Origin of the sequence: Pseudoruegeria sp. HB172150 (assembly GCF_013184805.1) — a bacterium.
Taxonomy (GTDB): domain Bacteria; phylum Pseudomonadota; class Alphaproteobacteria; order Rhodobacterales; family Rhodobacteraceae; genus Psychromarinibacter.
The window spans coordinates 475,382-490,571 of sequence record NZ_JAATNG010000001.1; the positions used below are offsets into that span (position 1 = coordinate 475,382).

The following is a 15,190-nucleotide window of genomic DNA, read 5'->3' on the forward strand; positions in this document are numbered from 1 at the left end:
TCAGGCGGCGATAAGGTCGATCTCTGCATCCGAGAAACCGTAGCGAGCGGCCATGCGGCGGTGCGCAGTGCTGCCGAGCCAGCCGCGCAGGATAGCGTCGATGCGGTCGCGCAGGGCGGTTTCTTGCAGGGAAACGGCAAAGGCGCCGAAGGCCGGGGGTTTCTCAAAATGCGGAACCTCGACGGTTTCGAGGTTCCAGCATCGGTTTTGCGCGATGAACCCCGCATGGGCGCGGGCGACGCTGGCGTAGGCGTCGGCAGTGCCGTCGCGGACGGCGGTGGCTGCTTCGGTATAGGTTTCGAAGATCTTCAGGCGATGCTCGGGCAGACCGAATTCGACAGCGGAGCGGTGCTGGAACTGGTCGCGGATCACGGCAAGTGTTGCGGTGCCGTGCTGCGCCACCGAGCGGTAGCCGGTCAGGGCGAGGGGATTGCCGCGCCGGACGAGAAACCCGTCGGGCAGAGCCCAGATCGGGCGGGTGAACAGGGCAGTCAGGCGGCGTTCCTCGGTTGCGAAAAGGCCGGTGGTCATGTGCCAGTCGCCGGTCGCGAGGCCGGGCAGGAGTTGGGCGAATTCGGTTTCGACCGGTTCGAAACTTTCGCCGAGCGCGCCGAAGACATGGCGGGCGATTTCGACGTCATGGCCGGTTACCGCATCGTCGGCATCGCGGAAGTTGAAGGGCGGTTCGATCAGGTAGGCGAATTTCATGGCGCCTCCCCGTAGCTGGCGATCTTGATGGCCAGCACCTCCTCGCACCGGTCCAGCAGTGCGCGGCGGCGCCCGAGTTCGGCGGAGTGGTCGCGCAGGATCTGCCGCCGCTCGGCGACACCTGCGTCACCGGCCTTGGCCAGCGCCGTGAAGCGCTTCATCTGCTTCAGCGGCATGCCGGTTTCACGGAGCCAGTAGAGCAGCGTCAGCCAGTCGATGTCCTTTGCGCTGATATCGCGGTGGCCGTCGGGTCCGCGCGGAATGTCCGGCAGCATGCCGGATTTCTCGTAGAAGCGGATAGTGTCGGCGCTGAGGCCGCAGGCTTTGGCGGCTTTGGAGATCTTCATGATGTGGCTCCGTTGCTTTCCACTGGCTGTAGCGGGTTGGAGCAGCTCCAAGTCAACAGGAAAGCAGGCCGTTTGTGATAGCCTGTCGATGTTTGCGGAAGGGCGCTGTGTCTGGATTGCGCCTACTTGGCTGGGACCGGATCGGCGGTCGCGCCTTTCGTGGGCACTTCCGGGATCTTCAGCGTTTCCGGGTCGCCTTCGTAATGCGGCGACATGATCTGCACGCCGGCGGCATGGAATACGTCGAGGATGTGCGAGCGCAGTTCCGAAAGGATACGCGGCAGCTGTTCACCGCGCTTCGAGTAGCCGTTGATCTCGTAGGTCACCGCGAAGTCGCCCAATTCCTTTCGCAGGACGAAGGGCGACGGCGTGGATTTGATGCCGGAGGTCTTCTTGGCGGCTTCTATCAGCAGGGCCTCGATCTTCTGCTGCGGCTCGTCATAGCCGATGCCGACGGGCGTGTGGATCAGCAGGCCGCGGCCGTCGATGGACTGGGAGTAGTTTTTGACCTCGGAGTTCAGAAGCTGGGCGTTCGGGATCGAGATCAGCTCGTTCTTGGAGGATTTCAGGTGGGTCTCGGTCAGCTTGATCGCAGTGACCTCACCCATGTGATCGCCGATCTCGATGAGATCGCCGACGCTGGTCGATTGCCGGTAAATGACGAAAAGCCCGGCGAGGACGTTGGAGACGACCGAGTTGGAGCCGATGGAGACCATCACGCCGAGCAGGATCGACATGCCCTGAAAGGCGGCGGAATCGGAGCCGGGGATGTGCGGGAAGGCAAGGATCAGGGCGGAGATGATCAGGAAGGCGCGGACGAGGTTGAAACTTGGCCAGACCCAGTGCTTCTGAAAGCCCCGGACGCGTACCGTGCCCGCCTCAATGTTCTCGAACGCCACCCGCGCGATGCGGATCAGGTAGCGGGTAATGAAGAATATGATCAGCAGGACAATGAGGCTGGGAATGAAATCCACGAAGGACTGAAGCGCGCCGATGACCGGATCGGTCACGTAGTTCAGAAGAAGCGAGGCGACGCCGCGTGTCTCCGCGAAACTGAACAGGACGACGGAGACGTAGTAGTAAAGCGCGACGAACCAGAGCAGGACGAAGACGCCCTGGACGGCGACCGAAGCGACTTCGGTCAATGCGCGGGTGCGGACGATTTCCTGTGTCGCTTCCTCCACCTGTTTCAGATAGCCGGCGATGATGTTTTCGCTGCGTTTCTTCAGGCGGCGGTTCAGCCAGATCAGGGCGACGGTGAAAAGGATGAACACACCGGTCCAGATCAGGCCGCTGATCAGCCCTCGGATGCGGGCGTCGGAAGACCTGTCGACCCGGTAAAAGCGGATCGCATCCTTGGCGAATTGCGCCCAGATATCCGCGATGACCTCGGTATCCTGAAAGCCCGCGAGCACCGCGTCGGGCTGGGTGACGATGACGATCGGGACGCCGTCGATCTGAATCTGATGGCCGAACTGATGCTCGACGACCTCGGTTTCGATGGTCAGGGAATCTGACGCGCTCGCAACCTGGACGAGGCGGTCCGCGATGTCCGTAGCACGGTCGGAGGCGGAATAGCCGGAGGTGCCCATGACCTCGAAGACGACGCGCCCGTCAACGATGACAGACGCCGTGTCCGGTATGACCGCTGGGCTTTCATCCTGTGCGACCGCCGGCGCAAGCAGGAACAACAGCATGAAAAGCCCCGCAATCGCCGGATAAACAATGCACCGTATACCTTGCCGGATGGTTGCCACAGGTCAGGCCCTTTCCGTCTAATGTACGTAAGGTTAACGACAAACGGTGGCGAGTTGGCAAGAAAATTGCGTGGCGGCCGATTTACAGGCGCAGGATCAGTCGTGGCTGTAACGCTGCTCTCGCCAGGGGTCGCCGTACATGTGGTACCCGTTGCGTTCCCAGAAGCCGGGGCGGTCGCCAGCCATGACCTCGATCCCATTCAGCCACTTGGCGCTTTTCCAGAAGTAGAGGTGCGGCACCATCGCGCGCATCGGACCGCCATGTTCCGACCGTAGCGGCGCGCCCTGCCAGTGGGTGGCCAGCAGCGCGGTGTCGGACATAAAATCCTCCAGCGGCAGGTTGGTGGTGTAGCCGTCATGCGAATGCAGCATCACATGGGTGGCGTCGTCCCCGAGCCCGGCATCTTCGAGGATGTCGCGCGGGCGGACGCCCTGCCAGTCATTGTCGTAGCGCGACCAGGTGGTGACGCAGTGGATGTCGGTGCGAAGCGTCGTCTGCGGGTAGGCGCCGAAGCTTTGCCAGTCGGGCGAGAGCGGTTCTTCGACGAGTCCGGTCACGTCGAGGCGCCAGGTGTTCAGGTCAACCGCCGGTTCGACGCCAAGGTCGAGGACCGGCCAGTTCTTTACCTCATGCTGGCCCGGCGGCAGCCGGTCGTGACCGGTGCGGCCGGTCAGGAACCTGCCGCTTTCGGCCCATTGGCGTTTGGTACGGGTGAGCTTGCTGTCTTCGGGCAGTTCGTCCTGCATGGAAGAGTCCTCCGGACGGATGTCGGTCTTCGGTGAAGATGGCGCCGGCACTGGGGAATTCCAATCCACCGCGTGCGGCGAAACTTGGTGGCCGGCCCATTCGGAGCCAGGCGACCGGGGCGCACCGCAGGTTTGCCGCGAAACCGGGCATTGCGGATACGGGGCAAGGGGCGGAGGAGCCAGTATCATTTGCGGCGGAAATGCGGCACGCGCCACACGGCCGCCACATTCGTAAAAATACCCTGTCTTTTCCGTGGCTTTCGGGGGCATCCGCCCCGACTCACTTTGCACGACCGTTGCGCGATGACACACAATGCAATCTGCAAACCGGTCTCTATTTCCGTGCCGACACAAACCGTGAAGTCGCGCCACTTGGTTAACCCTATGTAAATAGAGAGAAGTCACATTTTCCGCGCATTTCCGGAATTCCGGAATTGCCAGGATTTCGGCTCCGGTCGTACCATCGTCGATACTGCTTGCTGGTCCTGTTTCGCAGGACTGAAAATTGGGTGAAACCTTGGGGTATGCTGACGACAGGCCCGGTCTGTCCGAGGAGGCTGCCATCGGTTCGATGACGGCGCATCCTGCGGACGCGGCGATGGGCGCAGGCATTCGGGGAAAGGTCGGTGGGGACCTTTTTCCGAACCGGCGCTACAAGGGTCCGGCCAAGCCGGACGCCTCGGTGGATCACGATCTGCTGCTGTCCTGTCTTGGTCCCGCCAGTTTTCCAAACGCTTGCCATTTAAGACCGCGCGCGGTTCCGCCGCGCGTTCCGACCTGGGGGCCATTTCGGCGCCCGACCCCGCCTTGCCCCGTCCGGGACAGGCGGATCGTATCAGTGCCATCCGAGGGCGTCGCACATTACGGCGTATCCGGGTGAAGGAGGAGACATGACGATCATCGACGAACTCGATCTGGCGAAAGTGCTGCAGGGGGTGGCTATCGCCCAGTTGGGGCATGGCGTGGTCGCGGCGGCATTGGACCCGCGCGCACCGCAGGCCGGGCTGATGCCCTGCGAGGAGGCGACGGTTGATCGGGCATTGCCGGCCCGGCGACGCGAATATGCCTGCGGGCGCGCCGCGGCCCGAGGTGCAATGGCGGGGATCGGCGTGTTCGGCCAGCCGGTGACGACCGCCGAGGATGGTTCTCCGTCCTGGCCCTGCGGTGTTGTCGGCAGCATTACGCATTCCGACCGTGTGTGCCTTGCGGCGGTTGGCCGGGCGGAAAGCATCGAGTCCATCGGCCTCGCGCTTTCGGATGCCGAACCGCTGGAAGAAGCGCGGCTTCACACGGTGCTGACGCCGCATGAGCGTGATTGGCTGGAAGAGGCACCGGTCATCCGGCGCGGAGTGCTGGCCAAGCTGATCCTGTCGGCCAAGGAGTGCGCCTACAAGTGCCAGTATCCGCTGACCGGCTTGTCCTTTGGCTTTGACGAACTGGAGATCGCGCTCGATACGGACAACCGGACCTTCCGCGCGATACCGCTCGACGCGCCGATTCCGCCGGAGATCGCCGCGCGGATGTGCGGCCGCTACGTAAGTGTCATGGGGCAAATGCTGACCACGATGGTGCTGCGCCGCTGAACTGCCTGCGGGTCTCGCAGGCTCTAAATCTGCGCCCGGTCGTATGGCCGGGCGGTTGAAATTCTCAAAAAGGTCCGAAGCTGTGTCGCGCAGAAATGCTTGGCGTCTTCGCGCGATCCTGCGGTTTCTTACAGGCCCAGATGCGGCCGGCTTGCCTCGTGCGGTGACTGGAAATAGGGGATCGAGACCAGCGGGATCAGGCTGGTCTCCCGCTCCATCTGGGCGCGGGTGCGGATGGCCGGGTGCCGCAGATCCTGCAGGAAGGCGACGAGTATAGCCAGCAGGACCGACAGGGCCACGCCGCCGGCTGCGAGCACGTAGCGCCCCGGCCCGACTGGGCGATCCGGCGCGATCGCAGGCTCGATGACCAGCAATCGTTCGGCCCGGCTGGTCACTTCCAGCTGATGCGCCGCCTCCGCAGCTGCACGGGTGCGGGCGGCATCTTCCTTGCGGTTCTGCAATTGCAGGAGCTGGCTTTCGAGCCTGGCCATTTGCTGTTCCATGTCCGGCAGCGCGCCGATGCTGCGGGCGAGACGGCTGCTGCGCGCCTCGAGCATGATCTTCTGCGTGTCTAAGCTGGCGATCTCGTCGCGGATCTCTTCCATCCGGCGCTGGACGACGCGAGGCTGGTCGCCGCGGCCGAGCTTTTCCAGTTCGGTCTGGAGGGTCATTCTCTCTCGGTCGATATCGATGATCGCCTGCTGTATGGCGCTGATCTCGACGCGGCGGAATTGCAGACCGCCGGGGACGGCAGTTTCGTTGCGTTTCCGCACCTCGGAGATCTCATCCTCAAGCGCTTCGATCTGTTGCGCCAACGCCTGTTCCTGTTCGGTGAAGAAGTCGAGCGTGGCTTCGCTGCGGTCCAGCCTGGCGGCGTTGCCGAGATCGACCAGCCGGTCCGCCAGTGCGTTGGCGACGTCGCGTGCCTGGTCCGGAGTGGAGAGGCGGGTGCTGATGGCAAGGCCCGCCACTGCGCCGCCCGGGTTGCTGCCGACCGGCGTGTCCGCAAGACGGATCAGGTCGCGGAGGCTGGCGGCCTTTTCGGAGTCGGTGAGTGCGGGAGGCGCTGCGAACAGGCCGTGAGTCTCGACAAGTTCAAGCAGGCTGGCGCGGGTCATGAGTTGCTGTTCCGCGGTCAGGAGCCGGCGGAGCGGTGTGTCGTCGGACGTCGACGGCGCGAAACCGTCGGCGACACGCGGCGCGGCGATCTGAACCGTCGCCGTGGCCTCATATGTCTGCGGCCGCTGGATAGTGAAGAGCGTCGTAGCGATGATGCCGAGTACCATGACGCCGACGCACGTGGCGCGGCGGCGGCGCAGCATTGCCGCGAACTCGGTGAATGATTTGATCGGGCCCATCGCTCGTGGTTCCTGTCAGTCGTGCGACCGGGTTATCCGGCGCCGTCTTCGGCTCGGTTGAGGACCACGCCAAGCAATGGGGGCTGTCCGTTCAGAAGTCGCTCGCATTCCCTGAGCTGATCGGCGTCGGTCCGACCGCCGTCGGACACGAGCAGGACGCCATCGACCTGCGGCAGGAAGGCTTCGGCGTCGTCTGCTTCCAGCATCGGTGGCAGGTCGTAGATTGTCACCTGCGGCAGCAGGCTGCGGTTCAGGTCGTTCAGCACCCTGATCGTGTTCGGGTGCTGCAGCATGGCCACGGAACCCTCGACGGGCGTGTCGTTCAGGCAGAGCGCAAGGTTCTGTCCAATGCGGAACAAATGCTGTGCCGGGAGCATTTTGCCCGCCAGGAACGGCTCTATCGCCCCGGTCTTGCGGATGTTGAAGGTATCGGCAAGGCCCGGCGCGCGTAGGTTCAGATCGACCAGGGCGGTTCGGATGTGCGGAAGCCGGGCAAGACTGAGCGCCAGGTTGGCGGCGGTGAAGGAGGCGCCACAGCCGGCGGTCGGCGAAGTGATGGCGACGCGGCTCCAGCCGTTGGTCTGGAGGGTCCGCAAAATCCGGGTGCGCAGCAGGTCGAATGCGACGGAAGCCGGATCTTCGGGGCGACAGGTGATAAGGCGAATGCGGGCGTCCGGGCCGAATTTCGGTGCGTCGGCGATGATCCGCAGTTTGTTCCAGGCATCTTCGTGGTCGGGCCCGCCTGTCTGGGCGCGGCTGACGGGCGGGGCCACTTCGCCTCGACGCGACTTGCCGGCGGTGCGGAAGCCGTCGGCAAGATTCCTGCCGCCTTCGTCCCCCATCTTCAACATCTGCACTTTGGATCGTTCCGTTCTGGAGAGATCCGGCACCGGCCCCCGTTTCCGGGGCGCCGTGCGCCGATTTCAGCTGTCAGTAGCCGGTGCCGCGGAGCATCACGCCCGCCGTCATCGCGATCAGCGACAGATCGGTCGTCAGCGTGCAGATCCGTTCGTATTCGCGGTCGGCGACAGCACGGCCCGTGAAATCGCTTTCGTTGCGCTCCGAGACCTGCCAGAGGCCGGTGATGCCGGGGCGCATCGCCACGTAGGCGTAAGGATCGCCGTAGAGGTCGATCTGTTGCGGCAGCATCGGACGCGGGCCGACAAGGCTCATCTCGCCGGTCAGGACGTGCCAGAGCTGCGGCAGTTCGTCGAGCGAGCTGCGGCGCAGGAAGTGGCCGAGCGGAGTGATCCGCGGGTCTTGCTTAAGCTTCTGCGTCGCGTCCCATTCCTGCCGGAGCAGCGGGTCGCTTTGCAGGTATTCTTCAAGCCGCCGTTCGGCGTCTGGCACCATGGTACGGAATTTCAGCATGGTGAAGGCGCGGCCGCCCCGTCCCAGCCGTTTCTGGCGGAACAGGATCGGCTGTCCTTCGATGGACAGCGCGATGGCGGACAGCGCAAGAAGCGGCAGCGCAATTGGCAGGATCAGCATTAGCAGCACGAGGTCTATCGCACGCTTGCCCCACCGGCGGTACGCGCTTTCCTGGTTCTGAACCGAAGCCACGAATTTCGGCGAAGCATTGAAAACCGGTGCCGGCCGTTTCGTGTTGCGAGCCGGAATCACGTCATTGCGCAGTTCCGGTGACAGCATCGATGGCACCGATGCGGCGCCGTTGGTAAAGTCTTTCATCTGTTCCCCACACCCTCAAACACACAAACGCACCCAAGCCCGCAGCAGGTTTTGGTGGGTCTGTGGTGCCCCCATCATGCCGCATTTGAGGCTAGATTAAGGCAAAAACTTCCCATCGGGGAGGGTGGCAGCCTTGCTAGACACAAAAATCGACGGTTTTGGCGGCAAACGCCTTCGAAACGGGACTTTCTACCGGTTGGCCCGTTTCCCAATGCGTTCCGTGCAGGAACAAGATATGTCATTGGTTCCGATATGGAAACCTAAAAATATCCCCACCCGATTCGTTACCTGTTTTCCGCACCCACTTTAGATTGTGTTCTATTTGTGGCATCGCCCTTTGGATGACACAATTTGAAACTTTGCTCCGGTTTCGGTGTCGAGAAACGGCGGGTTCGCCGTTGGGCAGGGCGCCAAATTCGCAGGATGACAATTCGGTGATTGGGCGGGAACCACATACGGGACTCGATGCGGAGGGATCATAGCCGGCCGCCGCGGCTGCCGCCTTTTCCGGGCCGGCTCTGGGCCGACGCTAGATCGTGGGATCAGGGCAGGGCGCGGGAAAGTGCGCGGGCGAGCTTGTCGGTCAGTTCTTCAAGCTGAGCTTCGGTCACGATGAAAGGCGGGGCGAGCAGCACGTGATCGCCCTGCCGCCCGTCGATTGTGCCGCCCATCGGATAGCAGATCAGCCCTTCGTCAAAGGCCGCGGCCTTGAGTTTCTTGTTTACCTGCAAGCCAGGGTCGAAGGGCGCTTTGCTGGTGCGGTCGGCCACCAGTTCCAGCCCGCGGAACATGCCGCGCCCACGGATATCACCGACATTGGGATGCTGACCGAAGCACTCGCGCAGGCGAGCGGCCAGCAGCTCTCCCATCTCGGCGGCGCGGGACGCCAGGCCGCCGGTCGTGAGCTTATCGACCACGGCGTTGGCCGCGGCACAAGCTGTCGGGTGGCCGTTATAAGTGTGTCCGTGCTGAAAGAAGCCGCTGCCGCTTTCGATCGCCTCGTAGATTGCTGCGGTGCATAGCATGGCGCCGATCGGCTGGTAGCCTGCGCCGAGACCCTTGGCGACGGTGACGATGTCCGGTGCGATGCCGTCCTGCTCGCAGGCAAAGAGGGTCCCGGTGCGGCCCATGCCGCACATCACCTCGTCCAGGATCAGCAGGATGCCGTGCCGGTCGCAGATATCTCGGATACGTTTGAAATAGCCGGGTACAGCGGGCACTGCGCCGAGCGTCGCGCCGACCACGGGTTCGGCGACAAAGGCGAGGACGGTTTCGGGGCCGAGATCTTGAAGCGCCTGCTCAAGCTCGTCTGCCATCCGCAGACCGTAGGCTTCGGGTGTCTCGCCTTCATCGCGGCCACGGTATTCGTAGCAGGGCGAGATATGCGACGTCTCGATCATCAGCGGCGCGAAGGGTTCGCGGCGCCACATGTTGCCGCCGGTGGCGAGCGCACCCAGCGTGTTGCCGTGGTAGCTTTGCCGCCGGGCGATGAAACGCTGACGCTGTGGCTGGCCGATTTCGAGGAAGTATTGCCGGGCGAGTTTCAGCGCCGCTTCGATGGCTTCGGATCCGCCGGAGACGAGGTAGACGCGGTCCAGCCCGCCGGGGGCTGCCGCGATCAGCTTGTCGGCCAGTTCCTCTGCCGGTTCCGAGGTGAAGAAACCTGTATGCGCAAACGGCATCTCGTCGAGTTGCCGCTTGATCGCGGCGATCACGTCCGGGTCGGAATGTCCAAGGCAGGACACCGCCGCGCCGCCCGACGCATCGAGATAGGTCTTACCGTGCCGGTCAATGAGATAGACGCCCTCGCCACGTACGGCGGTTGGTGGCAATGCTCGTGTATGACGGGGAAAGACATGATTCATGGGTCTATCCGTGCCGATCTTTGCCTGTTCATGAAACATATGAGTCGGGAATTGACAATAACTGAAACGGATGAAACAGTTTTTCCTGACAGGGAGAAACAGCGTTGCCACATAGCTTCGATCAGCGGCTGGCCGGCAGCTACGACGCGTTGAGCGCAAAGCTGCGGCAGGCGGGCGACTATGTCGCTGCCAATCCGATCGATGTCGCGACCCGCAGTCTGCGTGCGGTCTCGGCCGATAGCGGGCTGGCGCCGGCGACCTTCTCGCGCCTGGCTCGGGCGCTCGATTTCGAGAATTTCGAAGCACTGCGGGATTCGATGCGCAGCAAGCTGGGTCGCCGGATGAACGGCTTCGCCGACCGCGCTGGACGCCTTCAGCAAGAGCATGGCGGCGAGGGAGGCAGTTTCGTGGCGGCGCATCTTCGCGCCTGCCTGGAGAACGTGGAACAGATGGGGCGCGAGATCGATACGGACCTCCTCGAGCGGGTGGTCGACCAGTTGCACGGGTCGCGGAAGGTTGTCGCACTGGGCGGTCTCGGTTCGACCGGACCGGTCGAGTACCTGTCCTACATGGCGAATTTCTGTGCCGACAACTGGTCGCTGGCCAGCCGCATGGGCGCGTCTCTGGGCGCGGGGCTGACCGGGCTGGACGAGCGCGACGCGCTGATCATCGTGACGATGCCGCCGTTTTCGGCCCGCTCGATCAGCGCGGCACGGATGGCGGCGGCGCAAGGCGTGTATGTGATCGTGATCACCGACACACACGCCTGCCCGGCCCTGCGCCACGCGGCGGCGCATTTCATCATGCCGACCGACAGTCCGCATTTCTATTCCTCCTACGTGGCGACACTGGCGCTGATCGAAACCATGATCGGGATGCTGGCGGCGCGGGCCGGTAACGCGGCGCGCGAGCGAATCGCGGAGGTGGAAGAAAGCAATCGCCGGCTGGAGGAAACCTGGCCCGGCTGAACCCGAAGCGTAATGTGAGTTGAACCAAGGGAGAAAACATATGTTCACTCGATTTAAATTTGCAGTCACTGGTGCTGCGCTTGCCGCCGTTATGGCCCCGGCCGCCATGGCCGAGGAGTTCATCACCATCGGCACCGGCGGTGTCACCGGCGTCTATTATCCGACCGGGGGCGCGATCTGCCGTCTGGTGAACAAGGGCCGGAAAGAACACGGTATCCGCTGCTCGGTCGAATCCACCGGCGGCTCGGTCTACAACCTGAACACCATCCGCGAAGGCGAACTGGAATTCGGCGTGGCTCAGTCGGACTGGCAGTACCACGCCTATAACGGCAGCTCGAGCTTCGAGGATGCCGGTCCATTCGAAGAACTGCGCGCAGTCTTTTCGGTGCATCCGGAACCGTTCACCGTGGTGGCGCGTGCCGATGCGGGCGTCAGCTCCTTCGAGGACCTGAAGGGTAAGCGCGTGAACATCGGTAACCCGGGTTCCGGTCAGCGCGGTACGATGGACGTGGTGCTGGACGCGATGGGCTGGACGACAGACGATTTCGCCCTCGCGACCGAGTTGAAGGCGGCAGAACAGTCTGCCGCGCTTTGCGACAACCAGATCGATGCGATGATCTACACTGTCGGCCACCCGTCGGGTTCGATCCAGGAAGCCACCACGGCCTGTGACTCTGTGCTGGTCAACGTGACCGGTCCGGCGATCGACGGGCTTGTCGAGGAAAACAGCTTTTACCGCGTGGCCACGGTCCCCGGCGGCATGTACCGCGGCAATGACGAGGACGTGACCACCTTCGGCGTTGGCGCGACCTTCGTTTCTTCCTCCGCGGTCAGCGAAGAAGCCGTGTACCAGGTGGTGAAGGCGGTCTTCGACAACTTCGAGGATTTCAAAGGTCTGCACCCGGCCTTCGCAAACCTGAAGCCCGAGGAAATGATCAAGGACGGCCTGTCTGCGCCGCTGCATGACGGCGCCGCGAAATATTATCGCGAACAGGGCTGGATGGAGTAATCCGGCAGTTTCGACGGGGCCCGCTTGCCGGGCCCCGTTACATCCTTAAGATGAATCATAAGCGACTGGCGCCAACAGCCGGCGGGACGGGGAGTTGAGATTATGGCCGAAGAGTCCGGAAAATCCCGCGCATTGAGCGAGGAAGAACTTCAGGATCTTGTCGCCTCGACCGATTCCGGGGCACGCAATCCCACCGGTCCGGTCGGCACGGCGTTGGCGATCATCGCGGTGGTCTGGTCGGTGTTCCAGGTAATCCTGGCCTCGCCCTGGGCGAACTACCTGCTGCCCGGCGACGTGATCAACAACTCACGACAGATCCACCTGGCTTTCGCGATCTTCCTGGCGTTCATGGCCTATCCGGCGCTGAAAAGCTCTCCGCGCAGTTACATCCCGATCCAGGACTGGATCATGGCCTTCCTCGGCGTCTTCACGGCGCTTTACGGCTATATCTTCTATGACAAGATCGTGCAGGCCGGCGGGCTGGCGGACGATACCGACAAGTGGTTCGCGCTGCTGGGCCTGATCCTGTTGTTCGAGGGCGCGCGTCGGGCCTTGGGGCCGGCGATGGCGATCATCGCTACGATCTTCCTGCTTTACGTCTTCTTCGGTTCCTCCCCGTGGGTGCCCGAGGTGATCCGTTGGAAGGGCGCCTCGCTGCAGAAGGCGATGAGCCACATGTGGATCACGTCCGAGGGTGTGTTCGGCATCGCGCTGGGCGTGTCGACAAAGTTCGTCTTCCTGTTCGTACTATTCGGCGCGCTGCTGGAGAAGGCGGGCGCGGGCAATTACTTCATCAAGATGGCCTTCGGCGCGCTGGGCCACCTGCGCGGCGGTCCGGCAAAGGCGGCGGTCGTCGGCTCCGCTGCGACCGGCCTGATTTCTGGCTCGTCCATCGCCAACGTCGTGACCACCGGCACCTTCACCATTCCGCTGATGAAACGGGTCGGGTTCTCTTCGGAAAAGGCAGGCGCGGTCGAGGTCGCAAGCTCTGTCAACGGGCAGATCATGCCGCCGGTCATGGGCGCCGCGGCGTTCCTGATGGTGGAGTATGTGGGCATTTCCTACGTAGAGGTAATTACCCACGCCTTCCTGCCAGCCGCGATCAGCTACATCGCGCTGGTCTATATCGTTCACCTGGAAGCCGTGAAGAACCGGATGCCGACGCTGGGCAACCGCGTGGTGTCGCTGGGCCGGACAATCGGCGGGATGGCGGCATTCTTCGCCGTTTTTGCGGCGGTCTGCTATGCCGTTCAGTTCCCGGTGAAATGGATCGTGTCGGCCGTGCCGGGCGGGTCCGGCTGGGTGCTGTCGCTGTTGCTGCTGGCGGCCTATGCGGCGCTTGTCTGGGTCGCGGCGCAGACGCCGGACTTGGAGCCGGACGACCCGAATGCCGAGACGGTGGAACTTCCCGAGGTGGGCAAGATCTACAAGTCGGGCCTCTATTACCTGCTGCCGATCATCGTGCTGGTCTACTTCCTGATGATCGAGCAGAAATCGCCGGGCCTCAGCGCCTTCTGGGCCAGTGCGCTGCTCTTCGCCATCCTGCTGACCCAGCGCCCGCTGAAGGCTCTGTTCCGCGGCGAGGGCGAGATGGGCGAGAAGTTCCGCGCCGGGGTCATCGACCTGTGGCAGGGGCTGGTGGACGGTGCGCGCAACATGATCGGTATCGGCCTGGCCACGGCCACGGCGGGTGTGATCGTGGGAACCGTCACGCTGACCGGTGTCGGGCAGGTAATGGCGGACCTGGTGGAGTTCCTGTCCGGCGGCAACCTGATCCTGATGCTGGTGATGGTGGGGCTGCTGAGCCTGGTACTGGGCATGGGCCTGCCTACCACGGCGAACTATATCGTGGTGTCGTCGCTAATGGCCGGCGTGGTCGTCGAGCTTGGCGCGCAGTCGGGGCTGATCGTGCCGCTGATCGCGGTGCACCTCTTCGTCTTCTACTTCGGCATCATGGCGGATGTGACGCCGCCGGTCGGGCTGGCGAGTTTCGCCGCTGCGGCTGTGTCGGGCGGTGACGCGATCCGCACCGGGTTCACGGCGTTCTTCTACTCGCTGCGCACCGTGGCGCTCCCGTTCGTGTTCATCTTCAACACCGACCTGCTTCTGATCGACGTTACGTTGGTCGAGGGGATCATGGTCGCGATCATCAGTACGATCGGAATCCTGATCTTCACTGCCGGCACGATGGGGTATTTCGTTTCGCGGTCCCGGATCTATGAGAGCGTGGCGCTGGTGCTGATCGCCTTTGCGCTGTTCCGGCCGGGCTTCTTCATGGACATGATCCAGCCGCCGTACGAGACCATTGCACCGGCGGAGCTGGAGACTGCGCTCGACAATGCGCCGCCCGGCAGGGAATTGCGGCTGGTGGTGTCCGGACCCGACTTCGACACGCTGGAGCCGAAGGACACGACGGTCGTGCTGACCACGACCGATGCGTCCGGGGCCGAGCAACTCGAGGCGTCGGGCCTGCTGCTGATGGAAGAAACCGACGGACAGGTGCCGATGGAAGAGCCGATGTTCGGCACGCCTTACTCGGACACGCTGTCGAGCTTCGATTTCTACGGTGATGAGCCGGTAGTCCTGTCCTCGGTCCAGGCCCCGGCAGATCAACTGCCGAAAGAACTGATCTTCATCCCGGCGTTGCTGCTGCTCGGGCTGATCGTGATGCTGCAGCGTGGCCGCGCGCCGAAAGAGGCGGCGGGAGAGGAGGCCATCCAATGACGCAACCCGTTCTGTGCGCCGTCGATATTTCGAACGGGCTGGAAGACGTGAAGGTGGTGAAACGCGCCAAGCAGATCGCGGACCTGGACGGTACCGGTCTGGACGTGATCACCGTGCTGCCGGATTTCGGGATGAGCATCGTCGGCACTTACTTCAGCAGTGACCATCACGCCGAAGCGGTGAGCAAGGCGAAGAAGCTGCTGAACGATCTGGTAACGGCAGCCATCGGTGACGAGGCGAATGCCGCGGCCCGGCATATCGTCGCCACCGGCAATGCCTACGAAAAGATCCTGCAGACGGCAAAGAGCGACAGCGCGCAGCTGATCGTGATCGGCGCGCACAAGCCGGACCTGAAGGACTACCTGCTTGGTCCGAACGCCGCCCGAGTGGTGCGGCACTCGGAATGCTCGGTCTACGTAGTGCGCTGACGGCCTT

13 protein-coding genes are annotated in these 15,190 nt (G+C 63.3%); 5 read left to right on the forward strand and 8 right to left on the reverse strand.

Annotated features, from left to right (window positions below):
• From HCO70_RS02315 to HCO70_RS02330, 4 genes are all read right to left on the reverse strand, one after another.
• Positions 1–708, reverse strand: a complete 708-nt coding sequence (locus tag HCO70_RS02315) for a transporter substrate-binding domain-containing protein (protein ID WP_172292685.1) — start codon at positions 706–708, stop codon at positions 1–3.
• Positions 705–1,055: a MerR family transcriptional regulator gene (locus HCO70_RS02320; RefSeq protein WP_172292687.1), complete on the reverse strand. Its 351-nt coding sequence runs from the start codon at positions 1,053–1,055 to the stop codon at positions 705–707. The genes HCO70_RS02315 and HCO70_RS02320 overlap by 4 nt, the downstream gene beginning before the upstream one ends.
• Before the next feature lie 122 nt (positions 1,056–1,177).
• On the reverse strand, positions 1,178–2,752 hold the full coding sequence (locus tag HCO70_RS02325; protein ID WP_172292689.1) for a mechanosensitive ion channel family protein: 1,575 nt from the start codon (positions 2,750–2,752) through the stop codon (positions 1,178–1,180).
• A gap of 156 nt (positions 2,753–2,908) precedes the next feature.
• Positions 2,909–3,559 (reverse strand): sulfite oxidase-like oxidoreductase, encoded by a 651-nt coding sequence (locus HCO70_RS02330; RefSeq protein WP_172292692.1) that lies wholly within the window; start codon positions 3,557–3,559, stop codon positions 2,909–2,911.
• 890 nt (positions 3,560–4,449) lie between these two features.
• Between HCO70_RS02330 and HCO70_RS02335 the strand changes: the two genes are divergently transcribed.
• Positions 4,450–5,142, forward strand: a complete 693-nt coding sequence (locus HCO70_RS02335) for a 4'-phosphopantetheinyl transferase (RefSeq protein WP_172292694.1) — start codon at positions 4,450–4,452, stop codon at positions 5,140–5,142.
• Between the two features lie 128 nt (positions 5,143–5,270).
• On the opposite strand, the gene HCO70_RS02340 is transcribed toward HCO70_RS02335, so the two are convergent.
• From HCO70_RS02340 to HCO70_RS02355, 4 genes are all read right to left on the reverse strand, one after another.
• On the reverse strand, positions 5,271–6,500 hold the full coding sequence (locus tag HCO70_RS02340) for a hypothetical protein (RefSeq protein WP_172292696.1): 1,230 nt from the start codon (positions 6,498–6,500) through the stop codon (positions 5,271–5,273).
• A gap of 32 nt (positions 6,501–6,532) precedes the next feature.
• Positions 6,533–7,357, reverse strand: a complete 825-nt coding sequence (locus HCO70_RS02345; RefSeq protein WP_172292698.1) for a CpsD/CapB family tyrosine-protein kinase — start codon at positions 7,355–7,357, stop codon at positions 6,533–6,535.
• A gap of 73 nt (positions 7,358–7,430) precedes the next feature.
• The gene (locus HCO70_RS02350) at positions 7,431–8,189 is read right to left on the reverse strand and encodes a sugar transferase (RefSeq protein WP_253913090.1); all 759 of its coding nucleotides are present in this window, start codon (positions 8,187–8,189) and stop codon (positions 7,431–7,433) included.
• A gap of 542 nt (positions 8,190–8,731) precedes the next feature.
• Positions 8,732–10,054, reverse strand: a complete 1,323-nt coding sequence (locus HCO70_RS02355) for an aspartate aminotransferase family protein (RefSeq protein WP_172292700.1) — start codon at positions 10,052–10,054, stop codon at positions 8,732–8,734.
• A 104-nt stretch (positions 10,055–10,158) separates the two neighbouring features.
• Here HCO70_RS02355 and HCO70_RS02360 point away from each other — a divergent pair, with 104 nt between their 5' ends.
• From HCO70_RS02360 to HCO70_RS02375, 4 genes are all read left to right on the forward strand, one after another.
• On the forward strand, positions 10,159–11,022 hold the full coding sequence (locus tag HCO70_RS02360; RefSeq protein ID WP_253913091.1) for a MurR/RpiR family transcriptional regulator: 864 nt from the start codon (positions 10,159–10,161) through the stop codon (positions 11,020–11,022).
• Positions 11,023–11,062: 40 nt separating this feature from the next.
• On the forward strand, positions 11,063–12,031 hold the full coding sequence (locus tag HCO70_RS02365; protein WP_172292702.1) for a TAXI family TRAP transporter solute-binding subunit: 969 nt from the start codon (positions 11,063–11,065) through the stop codon (positions 12,029–12,031).
• A 102-nt stretch (positions 12,032–12,133) separates the two neighbouring features.
• Complete coding sequence (locus tag HCO70_RS02370) at positions 12,134–14,755, forward strand: TRAP transporter permease (protein WP_172292704.1); 2,622 nt, start codon at positions 12,134–12,136, stop codon at positions 14,753–14,755.
• On the forward strand, positions 14,752–15,183 hold the full coding sequence (locus tag HCO70_RS02375; RefSeq protein WP_172292706.1) for a universal stress protein: 432 nt from the start codon (positions 14,752–14,754) through the stop codon (positions 15,181–15,183). The genes HCO70_RS02370 and HCO70_RS02375 overlap by 4 nt, the downstream gene beginning before the upstream one ends.
• The last annotated feature ends 7 nt before the right edge of the window (positions 15,184–15,190 follow it).

What these genes read in the sequence shown, in the direction of transcription:
- HCO70_RS02315 (WP_172292685.1), bottom strand. Translation starts at nt 708, where the DNA reads ATGAAATTCGCCTACCTGATCGAACCGCCCTTCAACTTCCGCGATGCC.
- HCO70_RS02320 (WP_172292687.1), bottom strand. Translation starts at nt 1,055, where the DNA reads ATGAAGATCTCCAAAGCCGCCAAAGCCTGCGGCCTCAGCGCCGACACT.
- HCO70_RS02325 (WP_172292689.1), bottom strand. Translation starts at nt 2,752, where the DNA reads ATGCTGTTGTTCCTGCTTGCGCCGGCGGTCGCACAGGATGAAAGCCCA.
- HCO70_RS02330 (WP_172292692.1), bottom strand. Translation starts at nt 3,559, where the DNA reads ATGCAGGACGAACTGCCCGAAGACAGCAAGCTCACCCGTACCAAACGC.
- HCO70_RS02335 (WP_172292694.1), top strand. Translation starts at nt 4,450, where the DNA reads ATGACGATCATCGACGAACTCGATCTGGCGAAAGTGCTGCAGGGGGTG.
- HCO70_RS02340 (WP_172292696.1), bottom strand. Translation starts at nt 6,500, where the DNA reads ATGGGCCCGATCAAATCATTCACCGAGTTCGCGGCAATGCTGCGCCGC.
- HCO70_RS02350 (WP_253913090.1), bottom strand. Translation starts at nt 8,189, where the DNA reads ATGAAAGACTTTACCAACGGCGCCGCATCGGTGCCATCGATGCTGTCA.
- HCO70_RS02355 (WP_172292700.1), bottom strand. Translation starts at nt 10,054, where the DNA reads ATGAATCATGTCTTTCCCCGTCATACACGAGCATTGCCACCAACCGCC.
- HCO70_RS02365 (WP_172292702.1), top strand. Translation starts at nt 11,063, where the DNA reads ATGTTCACTCGATTTAAATTTGCAGTCACTGGTGCTGCGCTTGCCGCC.
- HCO70_RS02370 (WP_172292704.1), top strand. Translation starts at nt 12,134, where the DNA reads ATGGCCGAAGAGTCCGGAAAATCCCGCGCATTGAGCGAGGAAGAACTT.
- HCO70_RS02375 (WP_172292706.1), top strand. Translation starts at nt 14,752, where the DNA reads ATGACGCAACCCGTTCTGTGCGCCGTCGATATTTCGAACGGGCTGGAA.